The sequence below is a fragment of the Bradyrhizobium genosp. P genome (assembly GCF_049949265.1).
GTDB lineage: Bacteria > Pseudomonadota > Alphaproteobacteria > Rhizobiales > Xanthobacteraceae > Bradyrhizobium.
Map to the genome: position 1 here is coordinate 5,727,291 of NZ_CP188195.1, position 20,157 is coordinate 5,747,447.

The window sequence follows — 20,157 nt, forward strand, 5'->3', positions numbered from 1 at the left end:
AAGAGTGGCGGGCACGGCGCAGTTGCGCCTTTGCCCACCCTACACTGTCTTCATCACTTCGCGGGCTCGAGGATCGACACGTAATTGGCGACCGCGGCGCCGCCCATGTTGAAGATGCCCGCGAGCTGCGGGTTCTTGAGCTGCATGCCCTCGGGCGCCTTGCCGGTGAGCTGCATCGCGCTCATGACGTGCATGGAGACGCCGGTCGCGCCGATCGGGTGCCCCTTGGCCTTCAGGCCGCCGGACGGATTAACCGGCAGCTTGCCGTCCTTCTGGGTCCAGCCTTCCAGAATCGCGCGCGCGCCCTGCCCCTTCGGCGTCAGGCCCATCGCTTCATATTCGATCAGCTCGGCGACTGTGAAGCAGTCATGGGTTTCGACAAAAGAGAGATCGGAGAGCTGCAGGCCGCCCTTCTGCAGCGCGCGCTGCCAGGCGGTGGTGCAGCCTTCGAACTGCAGGATGTCGCGCTTGGACATCGGCAGGAAATCCTGCGCGTGCGCTGTGGCACGGACGTTGACCGCCTTGCCCATGGCCTTGGCGGTTTCGGCGTCGGTCAGCACCAGCGCGGCGGCGCCGTCTGACACCAGCGAGCAGTCGGTCCGTTTCAGCGGGCCGGCCACGTAGGGATTCTTTTCGCTCTCGGCGCGGCAGAACTCGAAGCCAAAGTCCTTGCGCATCTGCGCATAGGGATTGGCGACGCCGTTCTTGTGGTTCTTGGCCGCGATCATCGCCAGCGCGTCGGACTGGTCGCCGTACTTCTGGAAGTAGCTCTGCGCGATCTTGCCGAACACGCCGGCGAAGCCGCCGACGGTGTCGCCGTCCTCCGGCAGGTACGATGCCTTCAAGAGGTTCTTGCCGATCTCCGGCCCCGGCGTCCTGGTCATCTGCTCGACGCCGACCACCAGCACGATCTTCGCTGCTCCAGCTTCGATGGCGCGGATACCCTGGTGCACGGCCGCGGAACCCGTGGCGCAGGCATTTTCCACGCGCGTCGTCGGCTTGAAGCGCAGCGCCGGATTGGCCTGGAGCACCAGCGAGGCGGTAAAGTCCTGCGGCGAGAAGCCCGCGTTGAAATGGCCGAGCATGATCTCGTCGACATCACCGGCGGCAATGCCGGCATCGGCCAGCGCCTCATTGGCAACCTTGACGACGAGGCTTTCGACGGTTTCCGCGTCAAATTTCCCGAAGGGCGTGTGCGCCCAACCGACGATGCTGGCTGTCATGGCCGTTCTCCCTGTTCGTGTTCGAGATTTATGTAACCCATCTTCAGGCCGCTTTCAGCGATTTCATCGCCCGCGCGCACATGGCGGTTATGCCGGCCCAGTTGCCGGCGCGGATGTCGGAGGCGGGGCAGAGCCAGGAACCGCCGACCGCCAGCACGTTCGGCTCGGCGAGCCAGGTTGCCGCATTGGCCTCGCCAATACCGCCGGTCGGGCAAACCCTGACGTTCGGAAACGGCCCGGCCAGTGCCCGCAGTGCCTTGATACCGCCGGCCTGTTCGGCCGGGAAGAATTTGACGACATCGAAGCCGTGCGCCAGCGCCTGCATCAACTCGGACGCGGTGGCGATACCCGGTGCGAACGGCAGCCGGCTGGCCGCGGCGGCCTTCAACAGCTCCGGCGTCGCGCCGGGGCTGATACCGAATTTGGCGCCGAGCGCTTCGGCGCGGGCCAGATCGTCGCCGCTGAGGATGGTGCCGATCCCGACGATCGCATCGGGAACCTCGGCAATCACAGCCTTGGCCGCCTCGATCGCGACCGGCGTGCGCAGCGTCACTTCGAGCGTCCGTACACCGCCGGCGACGAGTGCTTTCGCGAGCGGCACCGCGTCCTCCAGCCGGTCGATGGTCAGCACCGGGATCACGGTGGCTTGGCGGATCAGCTCGGCGATCTGGTCCTGTTTTGATGTCGGTGTCATTGGGAGGCCTTGCGGGATGGCCGTGGCGCCTTCTTCGGCGGCATGGCGTAGCGGGGAATGATCGCGCCGGGATAACCCACCACGACGCCGGCGAGGCGATGGCCGGCGCGGGCTGCGTCCTCGGGCTCGGCGCCGCCGAGCCGCGCGGCGAGATAGGCGGCGGCAAAGCTGTCGCCTGCCGCCGTGGTGTCGACCACCGGCTTGGTCAGTGGCTCCGCTCTCACCTCGCTCGACCCGCCGGCATGGCGCAGGATGCACGTTGGCTCGGCGAGTTTCAGGACCACCTCGGGGCTGGAGATGCCCGCGAGCAGCGCCGTTTTGCTTTCGTCGGGATAGAGCGGCGCCAGATCTTCGATCGAGGCGAGCACGATGTCCGCTCCCTCAAACGCGCTGCTGAAGACCCTGCGCGCGACATTGAGATCCGGCCAGCCGCGGGCACGGAAATTGGTGTCGAACGCAAACCGGGTGCCGAGCAGCCGCGCGCGCTTCAGCGCTGTCATCAATCGTTCCCGTCCATCATCGCGCAGGATCGAGAGCGTGATCGCCGAGAGGTAGACGACATCATAGGTCGCGAGCGAATTCAGGATGACGTCGGTATCAGGCAAATCCATCAGGCTGCGCGCGGCGGCGCTCTCGCGCCAGTGGAAGAAGCGCCGCTCGCCGTTGTCGTCGGTCTGGATCAGATAGAGCCCCGGCAGCTTGCCCGGCAGCCTTGCGACACGCTTTGTACCAATGCCTTCAGCGGCCCAACCCGCGATCATCTCATCACTCAGCGCGTCGTCGCCGAGCGCGGTGATGTAATCGACGTCGGCGCCAAGCCGGGACAGATAGACGGCGGTGTTGAGCGTGTCGCCGCCATAGCCGCGCGAGTAAAGCGCGCCGGCCTGGCCGCCCGGGGCCTGGCGCAGTTCGATCATGCATTCGCCGATACAGGCAACCCTGGTCATCTCAAGAGCCGCGTTCGCCTGGACCTAACTCAAGCCGCGAACTTGCCGCCGAGTTCGTCCTCGATGTGGATGCGGATGATGTCGTCAAAAGTCTTCTCGGCCGTCGTGAAGCCGAGCTTGAGCGCGCGGTCGGTGACGAAATCACGCGGCCATCCGGAGACGATGCTGATGATGGTCGGATCAGGCACCCGCTTGATGCGCGCGATGACGTTCTTGCCGGCCACGCGGTCGAGCGCCGCGATCTGCTCGCCGACGGTGACGGACATCCCGGGCATGCTGAGGTTGCGCCGCGGGCCCATCGCATTTAGATCCATCGTGCCGGCATGGATCAGAAAGCCGACCGCCGATTTCGGCGAGGCGTGCCAGTGCCGCACGTCCTCGGAGACCGGCAGGACGGCTTCCTCGCCCACCAGCGGCTCGCGGATGATATTGGAGAAAAAGCCGGACGCCGCCTTGTTCGGCTTGCCGGGCCGCACGCAGATCGTCGGCAGCCGGATCGAGATGCCGTCGAGCAGGCCCTTGCGGCTGTAATCGTTGATCAGCAGTTCGCAGATCGATTTCTGCGTGCCGTAGCTGGTCAGCGGCGTATGGAAGAACTCATCGCCGATCTTCTCCGGGAACGGCGCGCCGAACACCGCGATCGAGGACGTGAACACCAGCCGCGGCTTGTAGCCACCACCGGCCGCGCGGATCGCTTCGATCAGATGGCGGGTGCCGTCGAGGTTGATCCGGTAGCCCTTGTCGAACTCGGCCTCCGCCTCGCCCGACACGATCGCGGCGAGATGGAAGATCACCTCCGGCCGCTCGGCGATCAACGGCGCCGCGGCGCCCGCATCGGCGAAGTCGGAGGCGACGACCTTGACCGGGATGGGGGCGTTCGCGGGCTTGGTCGGCGCGACCACATCCTGCAGCGTCATTTTGGTGATGTCGTGACTGCCGAGGCGACCGTCGCGCAAGAGACGTTCGGTGAGCTTGCGGCCGACCATGCCGGCGGCGCCGAGGATGAGAACGTGCAAAAGCCTACTCCTTCTTATTTGGCTTCTTATTGGCCGGAACGCGCCGCCTCGGGCGCGTCCTCATGGCAGGCCCGCGATTATTCCTTCACGGCACCGGTCATGGCCGACACATAGTACTCCACGAAGAAGGAATAAAGGATAACTACGGGGACCGACCCGGTTAGCGCCGCCGCCATCAGCGCGCCCCAATGATAGACGTCGCCGTTGACGAGCTCGGTAATTGCGCCGACCGGAATCGTCTTGTTTTCGGACGAGGAGATAAAGGTCAGCGCGTAGATGAATTCGTTCCACGACAACGTGAAGGCGAAAATGCCGGCGGAGATCACTCCGGGAAGCGACAATGGCAGCGTGATCTTGGTCAGGATCTGCAGCCGCGTCGCCCCGTCGATCAGCGCGCATTCCTCGAGCTCGTAGGGGATGGTGCGGAAATATCCCATCAACAACCAAGTGCAGAACGGGATCAGGAAGGTCGGATAGGTCAGGATCAGCGCCAGATTTCCGTCGAACAGACCGAGCTGGAACACGATCGCGGCCAGCGGAATGAACAGGATCGATGGTGGAACCAGATAGCCGAGGAAGATCGCAAGTCCGACATAGCGCGAGCCCTTGTAGCGGAGACGTTCGATCGCATAGGCCGCACAGACGCTGGCGAACAGCGAGATGAATGTCGAGGACACCGAAACGATCACGGTGTTCCACATCCATTGCGGATAGTCGGTCTCCAGGAACAGCTTCTTGACGTGTTCCAGGGTCGGATGCGCGATCCAGAACGGATTGAACTTCTCGTAGTCGTACATCTCCGCGTCGGGCTTGAAGGTCGTGACGACCATCCAGTAGAACGGGAACAGCAGGAAGAACATGATCAAGCCGAGCGGAAGATAGACGCGCACGATCCGCCGCGGCAGGCTCTCCAGGTAGGACATTCCGACGCTTTGGTCGTCCACGGTGGTCATGGTCAGTCCCTCCCGCCCTGCTGCCAGCGGGTACGCTGAAGGCCAAAAAAGCTCAGCAGGATCGCGGCAACCAGGAACGGGATCATCGCGTTCGAGATCGCCGCCCCCTCGCCGAGATTGCCGCCGGTGATCGCGCGCTGGAACGACAGCGTCGCCATCAGATGCGTGGCGTTGATCGGTCCGCCCCGCGTGATGGTGTAGATGAGCTGGAAGTCGGTGAAGGTCATCAGCACCGAGAACGTCATGACCACCGCGATGATCGGCGACAGCATCGGCAGCGTGATATGTCGGAAGCGCTGCCAGTTGGTGGCGCCGTCGAGATTGGCCGCCTCATAGAGCGAGGGAGAGATGGTCTGCAGGCCCGCGAGCAGCGTGATCGCCACGAAGGGCACGCCGCGCCAGATGTTGGCAACCACAACCGACCAGCGCGCGTTCCAGGGGTCGCCGAGGAATTCGATGTATCGCGTAATCAAGCCGGCCTTCACTAGCACCCAGGAAATGATCGAGAACTGGCTGTCATAGATCCACCAGAACGCGATCGCGGACAACACCGTCGGCACCACGAACGGCAACAGCACGATCGCCCTGACCATCGACTTGAACGGCAGCCGCTCGTTGAGCAGCAGCGCCAGGTAAAGTCCGACCGCGAATTTCACGGCGCTCGCGGTCACCGTGTAGAAAATCGTGTTGAACACCGAGAGCCAGAACACGGAGTCCTTCGCGAGCGAGACGAAGTTCGCCATGCCGATGAAGCGTCCGGCGCCGCCGATCTTGGTATCGGTCATCCCGAGCCAGAAACCCAGCGCGAGGGGATAGGCCAGGAAAAGAACGAGGATGGTGATTGCCGGCACCATGAACATCGCGCCCAGGAAGTGTCGACTTTGGAACGCGCTGGACCACATGCTGGTGCGTTTGATCGTCGCAACACTGGGCTCGGCCAGAATTGCCATGCCGGACTCTCCCTGACGGATGGTGGCGGCGTCCAGCAATCAGGCTGGACGCCGTCGGAGCAGCGAATCAGACTTGGTAGTAGCGCTTGGCGCGCTCGGCAGCCCGCGCTGCCGCTTCCTTCGGCGTCACCGAACCGGAGGCTGCTTCCGCGAACATGTCGACCACGACGAAATCGCCCATCACGGCGGCCGAAGCGTAGCCGAGATCACCGGCAAAGCCGTTGTCGATGCAGCGCTTCAGGCAGTCGCGGTACGGCGTGATCTTGGGGTCCGACGTCCAGACCGGATTGTCGTTGTAGGCCGGCAGCGGCGGCGAGACGTAGCCGTTGGAGGAGACCTCCCAGGCATCGTAGTTTGCCTTGTCCCACATGAACTTGATGTATTCCTTCACCGCCTTGGGGTACTTGGAATATTTGTAGCCGTAGGCGACCAGCACGTTCTGCTGCTCGGTCGGATGGCCGACTGGGCCGATCGGCATCGGCGCGTGGTCCATATCCTTGGCGATCTCCTGCTGCTTCGGATCAGGCGAGTTCTTGCCGACCGTCCAGATCGAAATGCCGTTCAGGGTCAGGCTGAGCTCGCCGGCAAGGAATGCCTTGTTGTTGTTGGAGTCGTTCCACGACAACACGCCCGGGATGAAGGTCTGATAGAGCTGCTTGACATATTCGAGCGCAGCAACCGTCTCCGGGGAGTCAATCACGACCTCGTTCTTCTCGTTGACGACCTTGCCGCCATGCGCCCACAGCGCCCATTGGCACCAGCCGTTGGCGTCGCCTGTGGCATGGCCTAGCGCAAAGCCGGCCGGCGTGTTGTTCTTCTTCAGGGCCTGGCAAAGCTTGAGGAAGCCGGCCGTGTCCTTGGGGAATTCCTCGAAGCCGGCCGCCTTCATGTGGCTGATGCGGTAGTTCAGGCAGCCACCGGTCGCGCCTTGCGGGATCGCAATCCAGCCATTGCCCTTCTTGCCGTATTTCTCCGCGACCGGATACCAGCCGCCATACTGGGCGCCGAGATAGTCGGCAACGTCGGTGACGTCGATCAGCTTGTCCGGGAATTTGTGGGGATCGTCGAGCGTGCCGAGGATCAGATCCGGGCCGGCGCCGACATTGGCCGCGACCGCGGCCTTCGGCCGGATGTCTTCCCAGCTCTCGGCTTCGAGCTTCACCTTGACGCCGGTCGTTTCGGAGAACTTTTTGGTGAGCTCGGCGAATTTGTCGTACTCCGCCTGAATAAACTGCTTCCAGCGCAGCACCCGGATGGAGGCGTTGGGCTCGGGCGTATTGGTCCAGGTCGCGGCACGCGCCGAGACGATTCCCGGACCTGCCAGAACGGCCGTAGCGCCAAGGCCGGCCTTGAGGACATCGCGCCTGTTGAAATCGCTCATTGTTCTCTCCCTAAATTTTTGTGTTTGTATTGGTTGGGTTTTGCTTCGCTACAGGCGTTTGCCGGTCGCATCGTCGAACAGATGGACGAGCGAAGGGTCCGGCTTGAGCCGGACCTTATCACCCGGATTGAACAAATGTCGTTCGCGGAACACCGCGACGACCTGCTGGCCGCCGAGCTTGGCGAACACCTGCGTCTCCGAGCCGGTCGGCTCGACCACGACGATCTCGGCCTCCGCGCCATCGTCGGCGATGGTGAAATGTTCGGGACGCACGCCGTAGACTGCGGGCTTGCCGTCGGAATTGGCCGGCGCCGATTTCAGCGGCAGCTTGACGCCGTTCGGCCCCTCGAAATAGGCGGAGCCGTTGACCTTGACGTTGCCTTTCAGGAAATTCATCGCGGGCGAGCCGATGAAGCCGGCGACGAACTGATTTTCCGGAGTGTCGTAGAGTTCGAGCGGCGAACCCATCTGCTCGACGATGCCGTCATGCATCACCACGATCTTGTCGGCCATCGTCATGGCCTCGATCTGGTCGTGGGTGACGTAAACAGTGGTGGTGCGCAGCCGCTGATGCAGTTCCTTGATCTCGGTGCGCATCGCGACCCGCAGCTTGGCGTCGAGGTTCGACAGCGGCTCGTCGAACAGGAACACCTGGGGATCGCGCACGATGGCGCGACCCATCGCGACACGCTGGCGCTGGCCGCCGGACAATTGCCGGGGGTAGCGGTCGAGCAGCGGCGTCAGCGCCAGGATTTCCGCGGCGCGCTTGACGCCGCTCGAGATCTCCTCGGCCTTGGCGCCGCGCAGCTTGAGCGAGAAGCCCATATTGTCGGCGACCGTCATGTGCGGATAGAGAGCGTAGTTCTGGAACACCATCGCAATGTCGCGCTCTTTGGGCTGGACATTGTTGACGACGCGGTCGCCGATCGAGATCGTGCCGGAGGTGATGTTCTCCAACCCTGCGAGCATCCGCAGCAGAGTCGACTTGCCGCAGCCGGAGGGACCGACCAGAACGACGAATTCGCCGTCCTCGATCGGGATCGACACGCCGTGCAGGACTTCGAAATTGCCGAACGATTTGCGCACGTCGCGAATCTGGACCGACGACATCCACTTCCCTCCCTCAAGGTTCCCGGCGGCGTACGACGAGTGCCGCCACCGCTCTGTTTTGTTCCGGCCGCGCTGGTTGCGCGGCTCGTTTGGACTGACGTTATTGTCCGCAGTTTAAACGGTTTTGGCAATCGTTCGATTAGCAACGCTTTGGTAGCGCTGTCAATATTAGTTTATCACCAGCAATGCCTGTGATATGAGCGGCAAATGGCCCGAAAGCGCATCATGCCAGGGAAGGTCCGGCTCACCGAAGTCGCCAAGCTCGCCGGTGTCAGCCCGATCACGGCGTCGCGCTTCTTCAGAAATCCGGAAGCGCTCTCGATCGGCAAGCGCGCGCGGGTCGAGAGTGCGGCAAGAGAGCTCGGCTACGTCCCCAACCTCGCCGCGCGTGCGCTCGCCTCGCAGCGGACCGAGGTGATCGGTGTCCTGATCCCCTCGCTGACCAATAACGTGTTCGCCGACGTGCTGCGCGGCATCTATGACGCGCTCGACGGCAGCCGCTACTCAATCCAGCTCGCCAACACCCGCTACAGCATCCTGCAGGAAGAGCGCCTGCTGCGCCTGTTTCTGGCACAGAAGCCCGCCGGGCTCATCGTGACCGGCATCAACCAGACCGCGGATTCCCGCGCCGTCATGGAAACCGTCGATTGCCCGATCGTCCAGATCATGGAGACCGGCGCTGCCCCGGTCGACATGATGATCGGATTCTCGCATTTTGACGCTGGAAAGGCCGCAATCTCCCATCTGCTCGCGCAGGGCTATCGCAGGATAGGCCTCGTCGGAGCGCGCATGGACCCGCGGGTGCAGCGGCGGCTCGACGGCTACCGCTCTGCGATGACCGACGCCGGGCTGTTCGATGAGCGTCTGATCCTCACCACGGCAATACCGACCTCGGTCACGCTCGGCGGTACGCTGTTCGGCGACCTGCTTGCCAAGGCACCGGACATCGACGCCGTGTTCTGCGTCAACGACGACCTCGCGCTCGGCGCGCTGTTCGAATGCAAGCGCCGGCACATGGCGGTGCCGGAGCAGATCGCGATCGTCGGCTTCAACGATCTCGAATTCATGGCATCGAGCGAGCCGACGCTGAGCAGCGTGCGCACCAACCGATACGAAATGGGCAGGGACGCTGCCATGATGGTGCTCGAGACGCTGGAGGGACGCCGGCCGGCCGCACCGGTGGTCGATCTCGGCTTCAGTGTCATCGAACGGCAAAGCTCGGCGCGGCGAACCTGACATCGATCAGACATCCAACCGTCACAGGAGCGTAAAAGTGACAAAATGATAGCGCAACCAAAGACCTTCAACTAAGGTCCAATTCCTCGGTGACGACACCTGTGCGTGATCGCTCCGATTTGTAATGCGCGACAATTTGCGCAAGGTAGAAACGAGAGCCCTTGAACGGGCCGAAGCCAGTTTGCATTGCGGGAGAAACCAATGACAAAACCCCACACCAACGGGCACGCCGCCGCAGGCCAAGAGAACAGAGAGAACACCCAGGACCACAGCCAGAACAAGGGCAAGGGTCGCAAGCTCCGGTCCCTGGAGTGGTTCAACAACCCGCACAATCCGGGCATGACCGCGCTCTATCTCGAGCGCTACCTCAATTACGGCCTGACCCGCGAGGAATTGCAGTCGGGCAAGCCGATCATCGGCATTGCCCAGACCGGCAATGATCTGTCGCCCTGCAACCGGCATCACCTCGAGCTGGCGCATCGGGTTCGCGAGGGCATCCGCGCCGCCGGCGGCATCGCGATGGAGTTTCCGACCCATCCGATCCAGGAAACCGGCAAGCGCCCGACCGCAGCGCTCGATCGTAACCTCGCCTATCTCGGCCTGGTCGAGATCCTGTTCGGCTATCCGCTCGACGGCGTGGTGCTGACCACCGGCTGCGACAAGACCACGCCGGCCTGCATGATGGCAGCCGCGACCGTCAATTTGCCGGCGATCGTGCTGTCGGGCGGTCCGATGCTCAACGGCTGGCACGACGGCCAGCGCACAGGATCCGGCACCATCGTCTGGAAATCGCGCGAGCGGCTCGCCGCCGGCGAGATCGATTATGAGGAGTTCATGGCGATCGTGGCTTCTTCCGCGCCCTCGGTCGGCCACTGCAACACGATGGGCACTGCCTCGACGATGAACTCGCTCGCCGAAGCCCTGGGCTTCTCGCTGCCGGGCTGCGCGGCGATCCCGGCGCCGTATCGCGAGCGCGGCCAGATCGCCTATGAGACCGGCAAGCGTATCGTCGACATGGTCTGGGAAGATTTGAAGCCCTCGGATTTCCTGACCCGCCAGGCATTCGAGAACTGCATCGTGGTCAACTCGGCGATCGGCGGCTCGACCAATGCGCCGATCCATATCAATGCGCTGGCGCGCCATGTTGGCGTCGAGCTGTCGATCGACGACTGGCAGACATACGGCCACGACGTGCCGCTGCTGGTGAACATGCAGCCGGCCGGATTCTACCTCGGCGAGGAATATCACCGCGCCGGCGGCGTGCCTTCCGTGATGCGCGAGCTGATGAAGCACAAGCGCATCCACGAGAACGCCCTCACCGTCAACGGCCACACCATGGGCGAGAACTGCAAGGACGCGCCTGTCCCCGACAGCGACGTGATCTGGAGCTACGACAAGCCGCTGGTAACGGACGCCGGCTTCCTTGTCTTGCGCGGCAATCTCTTTGATTCCGCGATCATGAAGACCAGCGTGATATCAAAGGAATTCCGCGAGCGTTATCTCTCCAATCCGAAGGACCTCAACGCCTTCGAGGGCCGCGCCATCGTGTTCGAGGGGCCGGAGGACTATCACCACCGCATCGAGGATCCGGCGCTCGAGATCGACGAGCACTGCGTGCTGTTCGTCCGCGGTACCGGCCCGATCGGCTATCCCGGCGGCGCCGAGGTCGTGAACATGCAACCGCCGGCGGCGCTGATCAAACGCGGCATCCTGGCCCTGCCCTGCATCGGCGATGGCCGCCAATCCGGCACGTCGGGCTCGCCCTCGATCCTCAACGCATCGCCGGAAGCCGCCGCCGACGGCGGGCTTGCGATCCTCAAGACCGGCGACAAGGTACGCATCGACCTCAACAAGGGCAGCGCCAATATCCTGATCTCGGAGGACGAGCTGCGCACCCGCCGCGCCGAGCTCAAGGCCAAGGGCGGCTTCCCCTACCCGGCGAACCAGACGCCGTGGCAGGAGCTCTACCGACAGACCGTCGGCCAGCAGTCGACCGGCGCCTGCCTCGAACTCGCGACGCGCTACCACGACATCGCCGGCACGGTCGGCGTCGCCCGCGATAACCACTGACGCACCGTCATTGCGAGCGAAACGAAGCAATCCATTTTGCCACCGCGGAGGCATGGATTGCTTCGTCGCTTCGCTCCTCGCAATGACGAAGCAAAGATCTAGACCAACTGCAGGGAGAATTGAATGTCAGACCGCCTGAAGGGCAAACGCGCATTCGTGACGGCGGCGGCCGTCGGCATCGGGCGCGCATGCGCGCTGGCCTTTGCCCGCGAGGGCGCCACCGTGTTCGCGACCGATATCGACGAAGCCAAGCTCGCCGCGCTCAAGGGTGAAGGCGTTGCCGAGGTCGCCAAACTCGACGTGCGCAACAGCGCTGCGGTGGAAGCGATGGCCAAGCGCGCCGGCAGGACCGACATCCTGCTCAATGCCGCGGGCTTCGTGCATCACGGTACCGCGCTCGAATGCTCGGACGACGACTGGGATTTCTCCTTCGACCTCAACGTCAAGTCGATGCACCGCACGACACGGGCGTTCCTGCCGGGAATGCTCGCGCAAGGCCATGGTGCCATTGTCAATATCTCCTCCGCTGCGGGTGCGGTGAAGGCAGCGCCGAACCGCTACGTCTACAGCGCGACCAAGGCTGCGGTCGCGGCGCTGACGCGTTCGGTCGCGGCCGACTTCATCGCCAAGGGCATCCGCTGCAATTGCATCTGTCCCGGCACCATCGAGACGCCCTCGATGCTGGAGCGCGCCGCCGCCGCCGGTCCGCAGGGACGTGAGATGTTCGTCGCGCGCCAGCCGATGGGCCGGCTCGGCACCGCCGACGAAATCGCCATGCTCGCGGTCTATCTCGCAAGCGACGAGAGCGCATTCACCACCGGCGTCGCGCACGTGATCGACGGCGGCTGGACACTTTGATCGGGAGACGAGCATGAACAAGATCGATCTCAACGGCCGCTGTGCCGTCGTCACCGGGGGTGCACAAGGGTTCGGCCGCGCCATCACCGAGCGCTTTGTTGCTTCCGGCGCCAAAGTCGCGATCTGGGACTTCGACCAGCCGCTGGCCGAAAGGACCGCCAAGACGATCGGCGACAACGTCACGGCGATCAAGGTCGACGTCACCGATCTTGCTGCCGTCGACGCCGCGCGCGATGCGACACTGAAGGCACTCGGCAAGATCGACATTCTGGTCAACAATGCCGGCATCGCTGGTGTCAACAAGCCGGTCTGGGAAACCGATCTCGATGAATGGCGCAAGGTGTTGCGCATCAATCTCGACGGCCCCTTCATCGTCTGCAAATCAATCGTGCCCGTCATGATCGGCCAGAAATACGGCCGCATCGTCAACATCGCCTCGATCGCCGGCAAGGAAGGCAATCCAAATGCCGCGCATTATTCGTCGTCCAAGGCCGGCCTGATCGCACTGACCAAGTCGCTCGGCAAGGAGCTCGCGCAACACGACATCCTCGTCAACGCGGTGACGCCGGCTGCCGCGAAGACGGCGATCTTCGACCAGATGACCCAGCAGCATATCGACTTCATGCTGTCGAAAATCCCGAAGGCCCGCTTCGTGCTAGTCGAGGAGCTTGCCGCGATGGTCTCCTGGCTGGCGTCGGAAGATTGCGCCTTCTCGACCGGCGCGGTGTTCGACATCTCCGGCGGTCGCGCGACCTACTAGACCAGGGTTGGCCGATGGCAGAGCGGACGATCCGAGAAGGTGGCTGTCTGTGCGGTGCGGTCCGCTTCAAGGCGGAAGGCGAGCCGCTGAACGTCCGGGTCTGCCATTGCCGGATTTGCCAGAAGGCGATGGGCTCGCCGTTCTTTGCCCGCGCGCAATTCGACCAGCGCGCGCTGACGATCGAGGGCGAGACTGCCTGTTATCGCTCTTCCGAAGCGATCGAGCGGGTGTTTTGCCAGGTGTGCGGCACCGGGCTATTCTCGCGGCGCATCAACGGAACCTTGATCGGCGTCGCGCTGGCCGCGTTCGACGACCGTAACGCGCTTGCCCCGACCGAACACATCTGGGCCGCCGAGAAGCTCGATTGGATCTGCATCGACGACGGCCTGCGGCAATATCCCGGGACCGTTCCGCCACCCGCCTCTGGAAAGAGGTAAGCAAATCCGTGCTAGCTTGACCGCCCAATCCCGAGCCAACCGAGGCGGCACGCATTGAACATCTCTCTCTATGGCGTCTCCGTCTGGGTGCTGCCGCTGATCATCGCCATTACCTTCCATGAGGCCGCGCACGGCTTTGTCGCGCACCGGCTCGGCGACAACACCGCCTGGCAGCTCGGCCGCGTCACCTTCAACCCGCTGAAGCACATCGATCCGTTCGGCACGATCATCCTGCCCGCCGTGCTACTGCTGGCGCAATCACCGTTCCTGTTCGGCTACGCCAAGCCGGTGCCGGTAAACTTCCGCAACCTCAATCACCCAAGGCTCGACATGGTCTGGGTCGCGCTGGCGGGCCCAGTGACCAATATCATCCTGGCGACCGCGGCGGCGCTGGCATTCCACGCGCTGCCATACGTGCCGGCAAATGCCGCGCAATGGACTGCGGATAATCTGAAAAACGCGTTTTTCATCAACATCGTGCTCGCAATCTTCAACATGATGCCGATCCCGCCGCTGGATGGGGGCCGGGTCGCGGTCGGGCTGTTGCCGCGACCGCTGGCCATGCCGCTGGCCCGGCTGGAGCCCTACGGCATGCTGATCCTGATCGGGCTGTTGATCCTGCTGCCGATGATTGGAGCCCGCTTCGGCCTAAATCTTGATGTTATTTCCACAATACTGCGGACACTGACCGGCTATGTGATCCAGGCCCTTCTCCTGATAACCGGAAACACATAGCTTGTTTTGGGCATGATCCGGTCGGGATATCGGTGTCTACTGTTATGAATCGTGCGCTGGGGAACACGTCGAGGCCATGGTGATCAAAGCTGCCGATATGCTGATTGCACGACGCGCCGACACCCGCGCGCGGGCCGACTTTGCAACCTGGCGGATGATGGCCAAGCTGAACGGCGCATCTGCCCTGCCCCCGGAAGCGCAGAATTTCCTGGCCAGCTACAGGAGACTGCTGGAGCAGAGGGGTGAGGCTGAGGCCACCGAGGCGACCATCCAGCAGATGTACCGCAGCTACTATGCCGAGATGGGCGGCGCCGGCGCGGCGCCGGAGGTTCCGGCCCGGTCGCGCGAACCGGTCACCGACACCGGAAACGTCACTGCCTTCCGCCGCCTGCCCGCCAAGCCGAAGTCCGGCCCGAACGCCAAGCGTCCGCTGCCGGTAGCGCTGATCTTCGCCTGCCTTGTCGTGGTCTACGTCGCGATCCGGTATTACTGGCGGTAGCCAGTCTCGGCGCCGTTGCAATCGGCGCGACTTTCAATCCCGTCATTCTGAGGGGCGTCAACCGGTCCGCGCGAAGCGCGGCCCGATGATAAACCCCGCGCGTCTCGAGGGATGCACGGCCCCGCTGATAGCCGTCGTGCTTCGAGACAGCCGCGAAGCGACCTCTTCAGCATGACGGGATAAGCCGCGATCGCCTCACCCCAGGCACCCGCCCCACGGAATATCTAACCTTCGGACGTACGGCCGCGTCCGCCTAGGCGGAGAACCGAATGCCGGGCATAGTAACAATACAAATCAATTAGCTCACAAGGGCATTTGGAGGGGAAATGAAGCGTTCGATTGCGGCGTTGGCTTTGACCACGAGCCTGGCGTTTGCCGGCAGCGCGCTGGCGCAGACGATGGACAAGGTCGCTAAGGTAGGAGCGCTCGGCGACCAATCCGGCCTATACCAGGACATCGGCGGACCGGGCTCGGTCGTCGCGGCGCAGATGGCGATCGAGGATTCCGGGCTGCTCGCCAAGGGTTGGAAGATCGACCTCATCTCGGCCGATCATCAGAACAAGCCCGACGTCGCCGTCAATATCGGCAAGCAGTGGATCGACGTCGAGAAGGTCGACGTGTTCGTCGATCTCGCCGCCTCCAATGTCGGGCTTGCCATCGCCAATCTCGCCAAGGAGAAGAACGTCGTCAACCTGAACTCCGGCTCGGGCTCCTCCGACCTCACCGGCTCGCAATGCACGCCGAACACGGTGCACTGGGCCTACGACACCTACATGCTTGCCAACGGCACCGGCAAGGCCCTGGTCAAATCCGGTGGCGACACCTGGTTCTTCATCTCGGCAGACTATGCCTTCGGCCAGGCGCTCGAGCGCGACACGACCGCGGCGGTCACGTCAAGCGGCGGCAAGGTGCTCGGCAGCGTCAAGCATCCGCTCAACACCGCCGACTTCTCGTCCTTCCTGCTGCAGGCGCAGAGCTCCAAAGCCAAGGTCATCGGCCTTGCCAACGCCGGCGGCGACACCACCAACGCGATCAAGCAGGCGGCCGAATTCGGCATCGTTACCGGCGGCCAGAAGCTTGCGGGCATGCTGCTGTTCATCACCGACGTGAACGCGCTCGGCCTCAACATCGCGCAGGGCCTGAACTTCACCGAAAGCTTCTACTGGGACATGAACGACCAGACCCGCGCCTTCTCCAAACGCTTCATGGAGCGGTTCAAGAAGAACCCGCCGACCATGGTGCAGGCCGGCGTCTATTCGTCACTGATCCACTATTTCAAGGCACTGGAGGCACTCGGCGGAAATCCGCATGATGGCCGCGCCGTCGTCGCCAAGATGAAGGAGCTGCCGACAGACGATCCGCTCTTCGGCAAGGGCTCGATCCGCGCCGATGGACGCAAGATCCACCCGGCCTATCTGTTCGAGGTGAAGAAACCGTCCGAGTCGAAATATCCGTGGGACTATTACAAGCTCGTCGCGACGATCCCCGCGGACGAAGCTTTTTTGCCGCTGGACAAGAGCGTCTGCCCGCTCGTGAAGAAGAACTGATTGCCGTCATTCCCGGGTTTGCGAAGCGAGAACTACGATGCGCTATTGCGCGTCATGGTTCTCGACTGCGCCGCGCCGGATGACCGAATGCGGAGCTTCAGCTCTTGCCCTTGACGCGGAAGATCACCGGCAGCGTGAAGCTCAGGCCTTCGTCGGCGACGAGCGGCGGCGGCGGCGGAACGGGATCGGAGCGCTTGATCATCGCCAACGCGGCTTGGTCAAACGCGGCGTCGCCCGACCCTTTCTCGATCGCCGTATCGAGCACATGGCCGAGCCGGTCGAGCGTAAAGCGGACATAGATCTCGGCCGATTTGAGCGCACGGTCGGCAGGATATTTCTTGTGCTTGTCGAGATGCGCCATCAGCTCCTTCTGCCAGGTGGCGCGCACGCGGCGTGCCGTCTCGCCTGTGCCGATCACAGGCGCGACCGATTTCTGGCCCTCCGGAATCACCTCCGAACTCGGCGTCGCGGTCGCCTCGGCCGCGATCGACTCCTGCGAGGCGGCGGTCTGCACTGCGGCGACCTTTTCCTCTTCTTCCTTCGGCTTCTTGTTGTCGTTCTCGGTCACCACCCGATCGGCGTCCTCGGTCTCGGTCGGCGTGTCCTTTGGCAGATCGGTTTCCTTCACCTCGGTCTTCTGCTCGGCGACCTGTGGCGAGGCAACCGAGGCGTCGGTATCGGGACCGGGCGGCAGATCGGTCGCCTCGCGATGCACGGCAGCGAGTTCGACACCCACTTCGATCGCCGACGCACCAAGCGCGTCGTCGTCGGGCTCCTCGGCCTTCAGACTTGTGAGCGCCAGCGCGGCGCCGCCGAGATGGAGCGCAAGCGCGATCACCGCGGCAGATACCCACAGTGTCCGGGACGGCTTCTGTTCGAGATCGGACATCGGATCAGGCCTTCGTCAAGGGCTCGGTGTCGCCGGCGCGCCCGTCGCCGGCGCGCCCTGCGCCGCCGCATCCGGAACCCCTTCCAGCGTCACCAGCTTGATCTTGGAATAGCCGCCCGCGCGCAGCATTTCCAGCACGTCCATCAGCTCGCCATAGGGAACCGCACGGTCCGCGCGCAGGAAGATGAACTTGTCCTTGCTCATATCGGCCATGCCGTCGAGCGTGCGCACCAGATCGATCCGCTTGACCATGTTCTCGCCGATCGCGACCGCGAGGTCCGGCTTGATGCTGACATAGGTCGGCTTGTCCGGCTTCTTCGTCGGCGTCGCCGTCGAGGTGGGCAAGTCGATCGGCAAGTCGACGGTCGAGAGCGGCGCGGCCACCATGAAGATGATCAGCAGCACCAGCATCACGTCGATGAACGGGGTGACGTTGATCTCGTGCGATTCGGCGAACTCGTCGTCGGTATCGTTCTCTGCGAGCGAAACTGCCATCGCCTACTCCGCTGCCGCGGCGCGTGCGCGAGGAACGTCGCCATGGGTGCGATCGAGATCGCGCGACAACAACCGTCCGGCAGCGCCTGAAGCGCGGCTAACCAGTTCCAGGTAACCCTTCGTAACGCGCGAGAAGTGGTTGTAGACGATGACGGCAGGGATCGCCGCAACCAGGCCGATCGCGGTTGCCAGCAGCGCTTCCGCGATGCCCGGCGCGACCACGGCAAGGTTCGTGGTTTGCGACTTCGAAATGCCGATGAAGCTGTTCATGATGCCCCAGACGGTGCCGAACAGGCCGACGAAGGGCGACGTCGCGCCGATCGTGGCGAGCAGGCCCATGCCGAGCCGGATACGACGGGCCTCGGAGCGCATGATCTCGGCGAAGCTCGATGCCGCGCGCTCCTTGATGCCGCTGTCGCCGGAAATCCCGGCCGACAGCCGTCCCTCGCGCATCGCAGCCGCGATGAAGGACGACAGCACGCTGCCTTTGGCGCCGAGCGCGAACTGCGCTTCCGCCAACGACCGCGCCTCACTGATCTTGGCCAGCGCGCCGCGCAGCTTGCTCTGGACCACGGTCAACTCGATCATCTTGGCGATGAAGATGGTCCAGGTGACGAGCGAGGCGAAGGCAAGGCCGATCATGACTGCTTTGACGATGACGTCGGCCGACATGAACATCGTCCACGGCGACAGCTCGTGCATGCCGGTGATGGTGGACTTCAACGGCTTGCTCTCGCTGTCGGCTGGTAGCGCGATCGCCTGCGGCGCAGGCTCTCCGGACGGCGCGGCACCAGGCACGGCCGAGGGCGCGGCAGCGGGCGATGCGGGCGCCGGCGCCGCGGCCACCGGAGCGGTCTGCGCTTGCGTCGGCGCAGGAGCCTGCTGCGGCGCGGGAGCCGCCGGCTGTTGCGCGGGTGTTTGTCGTACGGGTGTCTGTTGTGCCGACAAAGGCGATGCGAACGACAGCATCGCCAGTGCCAGGATCAAACAAGGGATCGCTCGAAACAGTGACATATTCATACTTCGGCCCGGGAACTGGATCATTCAATCATGGCGTACGCATCAGGTCAGTTGCGGCTGGTACCCGATGCCGAGATAGCAGCCGCGACGCATCATCGCGCCGATACCGGCCGTCGCTGTCAGACGACCGGCGGTGCCCGAGGCTGGAACGCGGCGTCGACGCAATTCAGATCGACCGACGTAGCGTTGGTGATCAAATAAGCGAACCCGGCAGCCTGACGCGCCGGCAGCAAGGGCGGTGTCGCCGATAGCGGCGCGTTGGCAAGCACCAGCATGGCGCAGATCGGACAATCATCGGCAAGGCCATCATTGGAATGATGGCCCGAGGGCGTCTTCGAGCGAACTGACAAGGTTGCAATCGCATGCCAGGCGCCGCGCGCATCCATCGCGGTCACATGAACAACATGCCGCGCTACGCTCGGCGCTGCCTGCGCATGGTTTGCGTGGATATGTCCGAACGACAGCACAAACTGGATCGCGAGCGCGAAAAGCGCGAGCCGCGAACCCTGTCTGACGTTTGCTCGGAACCACTTCATGTCGACGTGTGCCTCGACCGGGACGTCAGCCGATATGCCCGACCACCCGATGTTACAGTATAACACCCTTATAACACCCTTGGGCCAGCACCTAGCGAAGTCTTCATACTTCGGCCCAGTGGCGGATCAGGTTGTGATAGATGCCGGTCAATTTGACCGTTTCAGGGTCATCGCGCCCCAGCCGCTCCACCAGGGCCTGGATCGCGGTATCGAGATCGAAGATCAGGCTGCGCGCGTGGGCATCCCGTATCATGCTCTGCAGCCAGAAAAAAGACGCAACCCGCGTCCCCCTTGTGACCGGCGTGACCAGATGCAAACTGGACGCAGGATAAAGCACCAGATCGCCCGCCGGTAGCTTGATTTCATGGGATCCGTAGAGATCCTCGATCACCAGCTCGCCGCCGTCGTACTCCTCCGGCTCCGATAAAAACAGCGTGACCGACAGGTCGGTACGGATCCGCAAACCCGTCAGCTGGTCCCCGCGCACCGCGTTGTCGACATGCAGGCCGAAATGGTGCCCGTCGCTGGCGGCATAGCGGTTGAACAGAGGCGGAAAGATTCTCAGCGGGATCGCCGCCGAGATGAACAGGGGACAGGCCGTCAGTGCGGATAGAACGCGGTTGCCGAGCTGCCGCGCAGCCTCGCTGTCGGGCGGCAGTTGCTCATTGCGCTTGACCAGCGCGGAGGCCGCGCCGGCGGTCGAGCGGCCGTCTTCCCAGTCGCTCGCATCCATGATGCGGCGGAGGTCCGCCACATCAGCCTTGGTCAGCACATTCGGAACGCAAATCAGCATCGCATCGA

General features: G+C 63.5%; 21 protein-coding genes. 8 read left to right on the top strand and 13 right to left on the bottom strand.

What is annotated here, in order from left to right:
• Window positions 1–53: 53 nt before the first annotated feature.
• The 8 genes from ACP2YO_RS27800 to ACP2YO_RS27835 all read right to left on the bottom strand — a co-directional run bounded on the left by ACP2YO_RS27800 (window position 54) and on the right by ACP2YO_RS27835 (window position 8,274).
• Complete coding sequence (locus tag ACP2YO_RS27800; RefSeq protein ID WP_426434347.1) at window positions 54–1,223, bottom strand: acetyl-CoA acetyltransferase; 1,170 nt, start codon at window positions 1,221–1,223, stop codon at window positions 54–56.
• A 43-nt stretch (window positions 1,224–1,266) separates the two neighbouring features.
• The gene (eda, locus tag ACP2YO_RS27805; protein ID WP_426434348.1) at window positions 1,267–1,917 is read right to left on the bottom strand and encodes a bifunctional 4-hydroxy-2-oxoglutarate aldolase/2-dehydro-3-deoxy-phosphogluconate aldolase; all 651 of its coding nucleotides are present in this window, start codon (window positions 1,915–1,917) and stop codon (window positions 1,267–1,269) included.
• Window positions 1,914–2,864 (bottom strand): sugar kinase, encoded by a 951-nt coding sequence (locus ACP2YO_RS27810; protein WP_426434349.1) that lies wholly within the window; start codon window positions 2,862–2,864, stop codon window positions 1,914–1,916. The genes eda and ACP2YO_RS27810 overlap by 4 nt, the downstream gene beginning before the upstream one ends.
• A gap of 29 nt (window positions 2,865–2,893) precedes the next feature.
• Entirely contained in the window at window positions 2,894–3,880 is a 987-nt protein-coding gene (gene denD / locus ACP2YO_RS27815) for a D-erythronate dehydrogenase (protein ID WP_426434350.1), read from the bottom strand.
• Window positions 3,881–3,957: 77 nt separating this feature from the next.
• The gene (locus ACP2YO_RS27820; protein WP_426434351.1) at window positions 3,958–4,833 is read right to left on the bottom strand and encodes a carbohydrate ABC transporter permease; all 876 of its coding nucleotides are present in this window, start codon (window positions 4,831–4,833) and stop codon (window positions 3,958–3,960) included.
• Window positions 4,834–4,835: 2 nt separating this feature from the next.
• The gene (locus tag ACP2YO_RS27825) at window positions 4,836–5,735 is read right to left on the bottom strand and encodes a carbohydrate ABC transporter permease (protein WP_426443326.1); all 900 of its coding nucleotides are present in this window, start codon (window positions 5,733–5,735) and stop codon (window positions 4,836–4,838) included.
• Window positions 5,736–5,850: 115 nt separating this feature from the next.
• Window positions 5,851–7,164 (bottom strand): ABC transporter substrate-binding protein, encoded by a 1,314-nt coding sequence (locus tag ACP2YO_RS27830; RefSeq protein ID WP_426434352.1) that lies wholly within the window; start codon window positions 7,162–7,164, stop codon window positions 5,851–5,853.
• Window positions 7,165–7,212: 48 nt separating this feature from the next.
• Complete coding sequence (locus ACP2YO_RS27835; protein ID WP_426434353.1) at window positions 7,213–8,274, bottom strand: ABC transporter ATP-binding protein; 1,062 nt, start codon at window positions 8,272–8,274, stop codon at window positions 7,213–7,215.
• A gap of 207 nt (window positions 8,275–8,481) precedes the next feature.
• On the opposite strand from ACP2YO_RS27835, the gene ACP2YO_RS27840 reads away from it, so the two are divergent.
• The 8 genes from ACP2YO_RS27840 (at window position 8,482) to ACP2YO_RS27875 (ending at window position 16,416) form a co-directional block, all read left to right on the top strand.
• The gene (locus ACP2YO_RS27840; RefSeq protein ID WP_426434354.1) at window positions 8,482–9,510 is read left to right on the top strand and encodes a LacI family DNA-binding transcriptional regulator; all 1,029 of its coding nucleotides are present in this window, start codon (window positions 8,482–8,484) and stop codon (window positions 9,508–9,510) included.
• A 201-nt stretch (window positions 9,511–9,711) separates the two neighbouring features.
• The gene (locus ACP2YO_RS27845; RefSeq protein ID WP_426434355.1) at window positions 9,712–11,580 is read left to right on the top strand and encodes an IlvD/Edd family dehydratase; all 1,869 of its coding nucleotides are present in this window, start codon (window positions 9,712–9,714) and stop codon (window positions 11,578–11,580) included.
• A gap of 123 nt (window positions 11,581–11,703) precedes the next feature.
• A complete protein-coding gene (locus tag ACP2YO_RS27850; protein WP_426434356.1) occupies window positions 11,704–12,438 on the top strand; it encodes an SDR family oxidoreductase in 735 nt (244 codons plus the stop codon).
• A gap of 13 nt (window positions 12,439–12,451) precedes the next feature.
• The gene (locus ACP2YO_RS27855; protein WP_426434357.1) at window positions 12,452–13,198 is read left to right on the top strand and encodes an SDR family NAD(P)-dependent oxidoreductase; all 747 of its coding nucleotides are present in this window, start codon (window positions 12,452–12,454) and stop codon (window positions 13,196–13,198) included.
• 14 nt (window positions 13,199–13,212) lie between these two features.
• Complete coding sequence (locus ACP2YO_RS27860; RefSeq protein WP_426434358.1) at window positions 13,213–13,635, top strand: GFA family protein; 423 nt, start codon at window positions 13,213–13,215, stop codon at window positions 13,633–13,635.
• A 54-nt stretch (window positions 13,636–13,689) separates the two neighbouring features.
• Window positions 13,690–14,370: a site-2 protease family protein gene (locus tag ACP2YO_RS27865; RefSeq protein WP_426434359.1), complete on the top strand. Its 681-nt coding sequence runs from the start codon at window positions 13,690–13,692 to the stop codon at window positions 14,368–14,370.
• Between the two features lie 97 nt (window positions 14,371–14,467).
• Complete coding sequence (locus ACP2YO_RS27870) at window positions 14,468–14,869, top strand: hypothetical protein (RefSeq protein ID WP_426443327.1); 402 nt, start codon at window positions 14,468–14,470, stop codon at window positions 14,867–14,869.
• A gap of 326 nt (window positions 14,870–15,195) precedes the next feature.
• Window positions 15,196–16,416 (top strand): ABC transporter substrate-binding protein, encoded by a 1,221-nt coding sequence (locus ACP2YO_RS27875; RefSeq protein ID WP_426434360.1) that lies wholly within the window; start codon window positions 15,196–15,198, stop codon window positions 16,414–16,416.
• A 97-nt stretch (window positions 16,417–16,513) separates the two neighbouring features.
• Here ACP2YO_RS27875 and ACP2YO_RS27880 read toward each other — a convergent pair whose 3' ends face one another.
• From ACP2YO_RS27880 to ACP2YO_RS27900, 5 genes are all read right to left on the bottom strand, one after another.
• Window positions 16,514–17,305, bottom strand: a complete 792-nt coding sequence (locus ACP2YO_RS27880) for a TonB family protein (RefSeq protein ID WP_426434361.1) — start codon at window positions 17,303–17,305, stop codon at window positions 16,514–16,516.
• Between the two features lie 15 nt (window positions 17,306–17,320).
• Complete coding sequence (exbD, locus tag ACP2YO_RS27885; RefSeq protein WP_426434362.1) at window positions 17,321–17,800, bottom strand: TonB system transport protein ExbD; 480 nt, start codon at window positions 17,798–17,800, stop codon at window positions 17,321–17,323.
• 3 nt (window positions 17,801–17,803) lie between these two features.
• Window positions 17,804–18,820 (bottom strand): tonB-system energizer ExbB, encoded by a 1,017-nt coding sequence (exbB, locus tag ACP2YO_RS27890; RefSeq protein ID WP_426434363.1) that lies wholly within the window; start codon window positions 18,818–18,820, stop codon window positions 17,804–17,806.
• 119 nt (window positions 18,821–18,939) lie between these two features.
• Window positions 18,940–19,356: a DUF2946 domain-containing protein gene (locus ACP2YO_RS27895; RefSeq protein ID WP_426434364.1), complete on the bottom strand. Its 417-nt coding sequence runs from the start codon at window positions 19,354–19,356 to the stop codon at window positions 18,940–18,942.
• A gap of 103 nt (window positions 19,357–19,459) precedes the next feature.
• Window positions 19,460–20,149, bottom strand: coding sequence for a Fe2+-dependent dioxygenase (locus tag ACP2YO_RS27900; protein ID WP_426434365.1), 690 nt, complete (start codon window positions 20,147–20,149; stop codon window positions 19,460–19,462).
• Window positions 20,150–20,157 lie beyond the last annotated feature (8 nt).

Coding starts and splice junctions, on each gene's coding strand:
- ACP2YO_RS27900 (WP_426434365.1), bottom strand. CDS start 20,149: ATGCTGATTTGCGTTCCGAATGTGCTGACCAAGGCTGATGTGGCGGAC.
- ACP2YO_RS27875 (WP_426434360.1), top strand. CDS start 15,196: ATGAAGCGTTCGATTGCGGCGTTGGCTTTGACCACGAGCCTGGCGTTT.
- exbD (WP_426434362.1), bottom strand. CDS start 17,800: ATGGCAGTTTCGCTCGCAGAGAACGATACCGACGACGAGTTCGCCGAA.
- ACP2YO_RS27825 (WP_426443326.1), bottom strand. CDS start 5,735: ATGTGGTCCAGCGCGTTCCAAAGTCGACACTTCCTGGGCGCGATGTTC.
- exbB (WP_426434363.1), bottom strand. CDS start 18,820: ATGAATATGTCACTGTTTCGAGCGATCCCTTGTTTGATCCTGGCACTG.
- ACP2YO_RS27850 (WP_426434356.1), top strand. CDS start 11,704: ATGTCAGACCGCCTGAAGGGCAAACGCGCATTCGTGACGGCGGCGGCC.
- ACP2YO_RS27870 (WP_426443327.1), top strand. CDS start 14,468: ATGCTGATTGCACGACGCGCCGACACCCGCGCGCGGGCCGACTTTGCA.
- ACP2YO_RS27820 (WP_426434351.1), bottom strand. CDS start 4,833: ATGACCACCGTGGACGACCAAAGCGTCGGAATGTCCTACCTGGAGAGC.
- ACP2YO_RS27880 (WP_426434361.1), bottom strand. CDS start 17,305: ATGTCCGATCTCGAACAGAAGCCGTCCCGGACACTGTGGGTATCTGCC.
- ACP2YO_RS27855 (WP_426434357.1), top strand. CDS start 12,452: ATGAACAAGATCGATCTCAACGGCCGCTGTGCCGTCGTCACCGGGGGT.
- ACP2YO_RS27800 (WP_426434347.1), bottom strand. CDS start 1,223: ATGACAGCCAGCATCGTCGGTTGGGCGCACACGCCCTTCGGGAAATTT.
- ACP2YO_RS27860 (WP_426434358.1), top strand. CDS start 13,213: ATGGCAGAGCGGACGATCCGAGAAGGTGGCTGTCTGTGCGGTGCGGTC.
- ACP2YO_RS27845 (WP_426434355.1), top strand. CDS start 9,712: ATGACAAAACCCCACACCAACGGGCACGCCGCCGCAGGCCAAGAGAAC.
- ACP2YO_RS27895 (WP_426434364.1), bottom strand. CDS start 19,356: ATGAAGTGGTTCCGAGCAAACGTCAGACAGGGTTCGCGGCTCGCGCTT.
- ACP2YO_RS27810 (WP_426434349.1), bottom strand. CDS start 2,864: ATGACCAGGGTTGCCTGTATCGGCGAATGCATGATCGAACTGCGCCAG.
- ACP2YO_RS27835 (WP_426434353.1), bottom strand. CDS start 8,274: ATGTCGTCGGTCCAGATTCGCGACGTGCGCAAATCGTTCGGCAATTTC.
- ACP2YO_RS27840 (WP_426434354.1), top strand. CDS start 8,482: ATGGCCCGAAAGCGCATCATGCCAGGGAAGGTCCGGCTCACCGAAGTC.
- ACP2YO_RS27830 (WP_426434352.1), bottom strand. CDS start 7,164: ATGAGCGATTTCAACAGGCGCGATGTCCTCAAGGCCGGCCTTGGCGCT.
- eda (WP_426434348.1), bottom strand. CDS start 1,917: ATGACACCGACATCAAAACAGGACCAGATCGCCGAGCTGATCCGCCAA.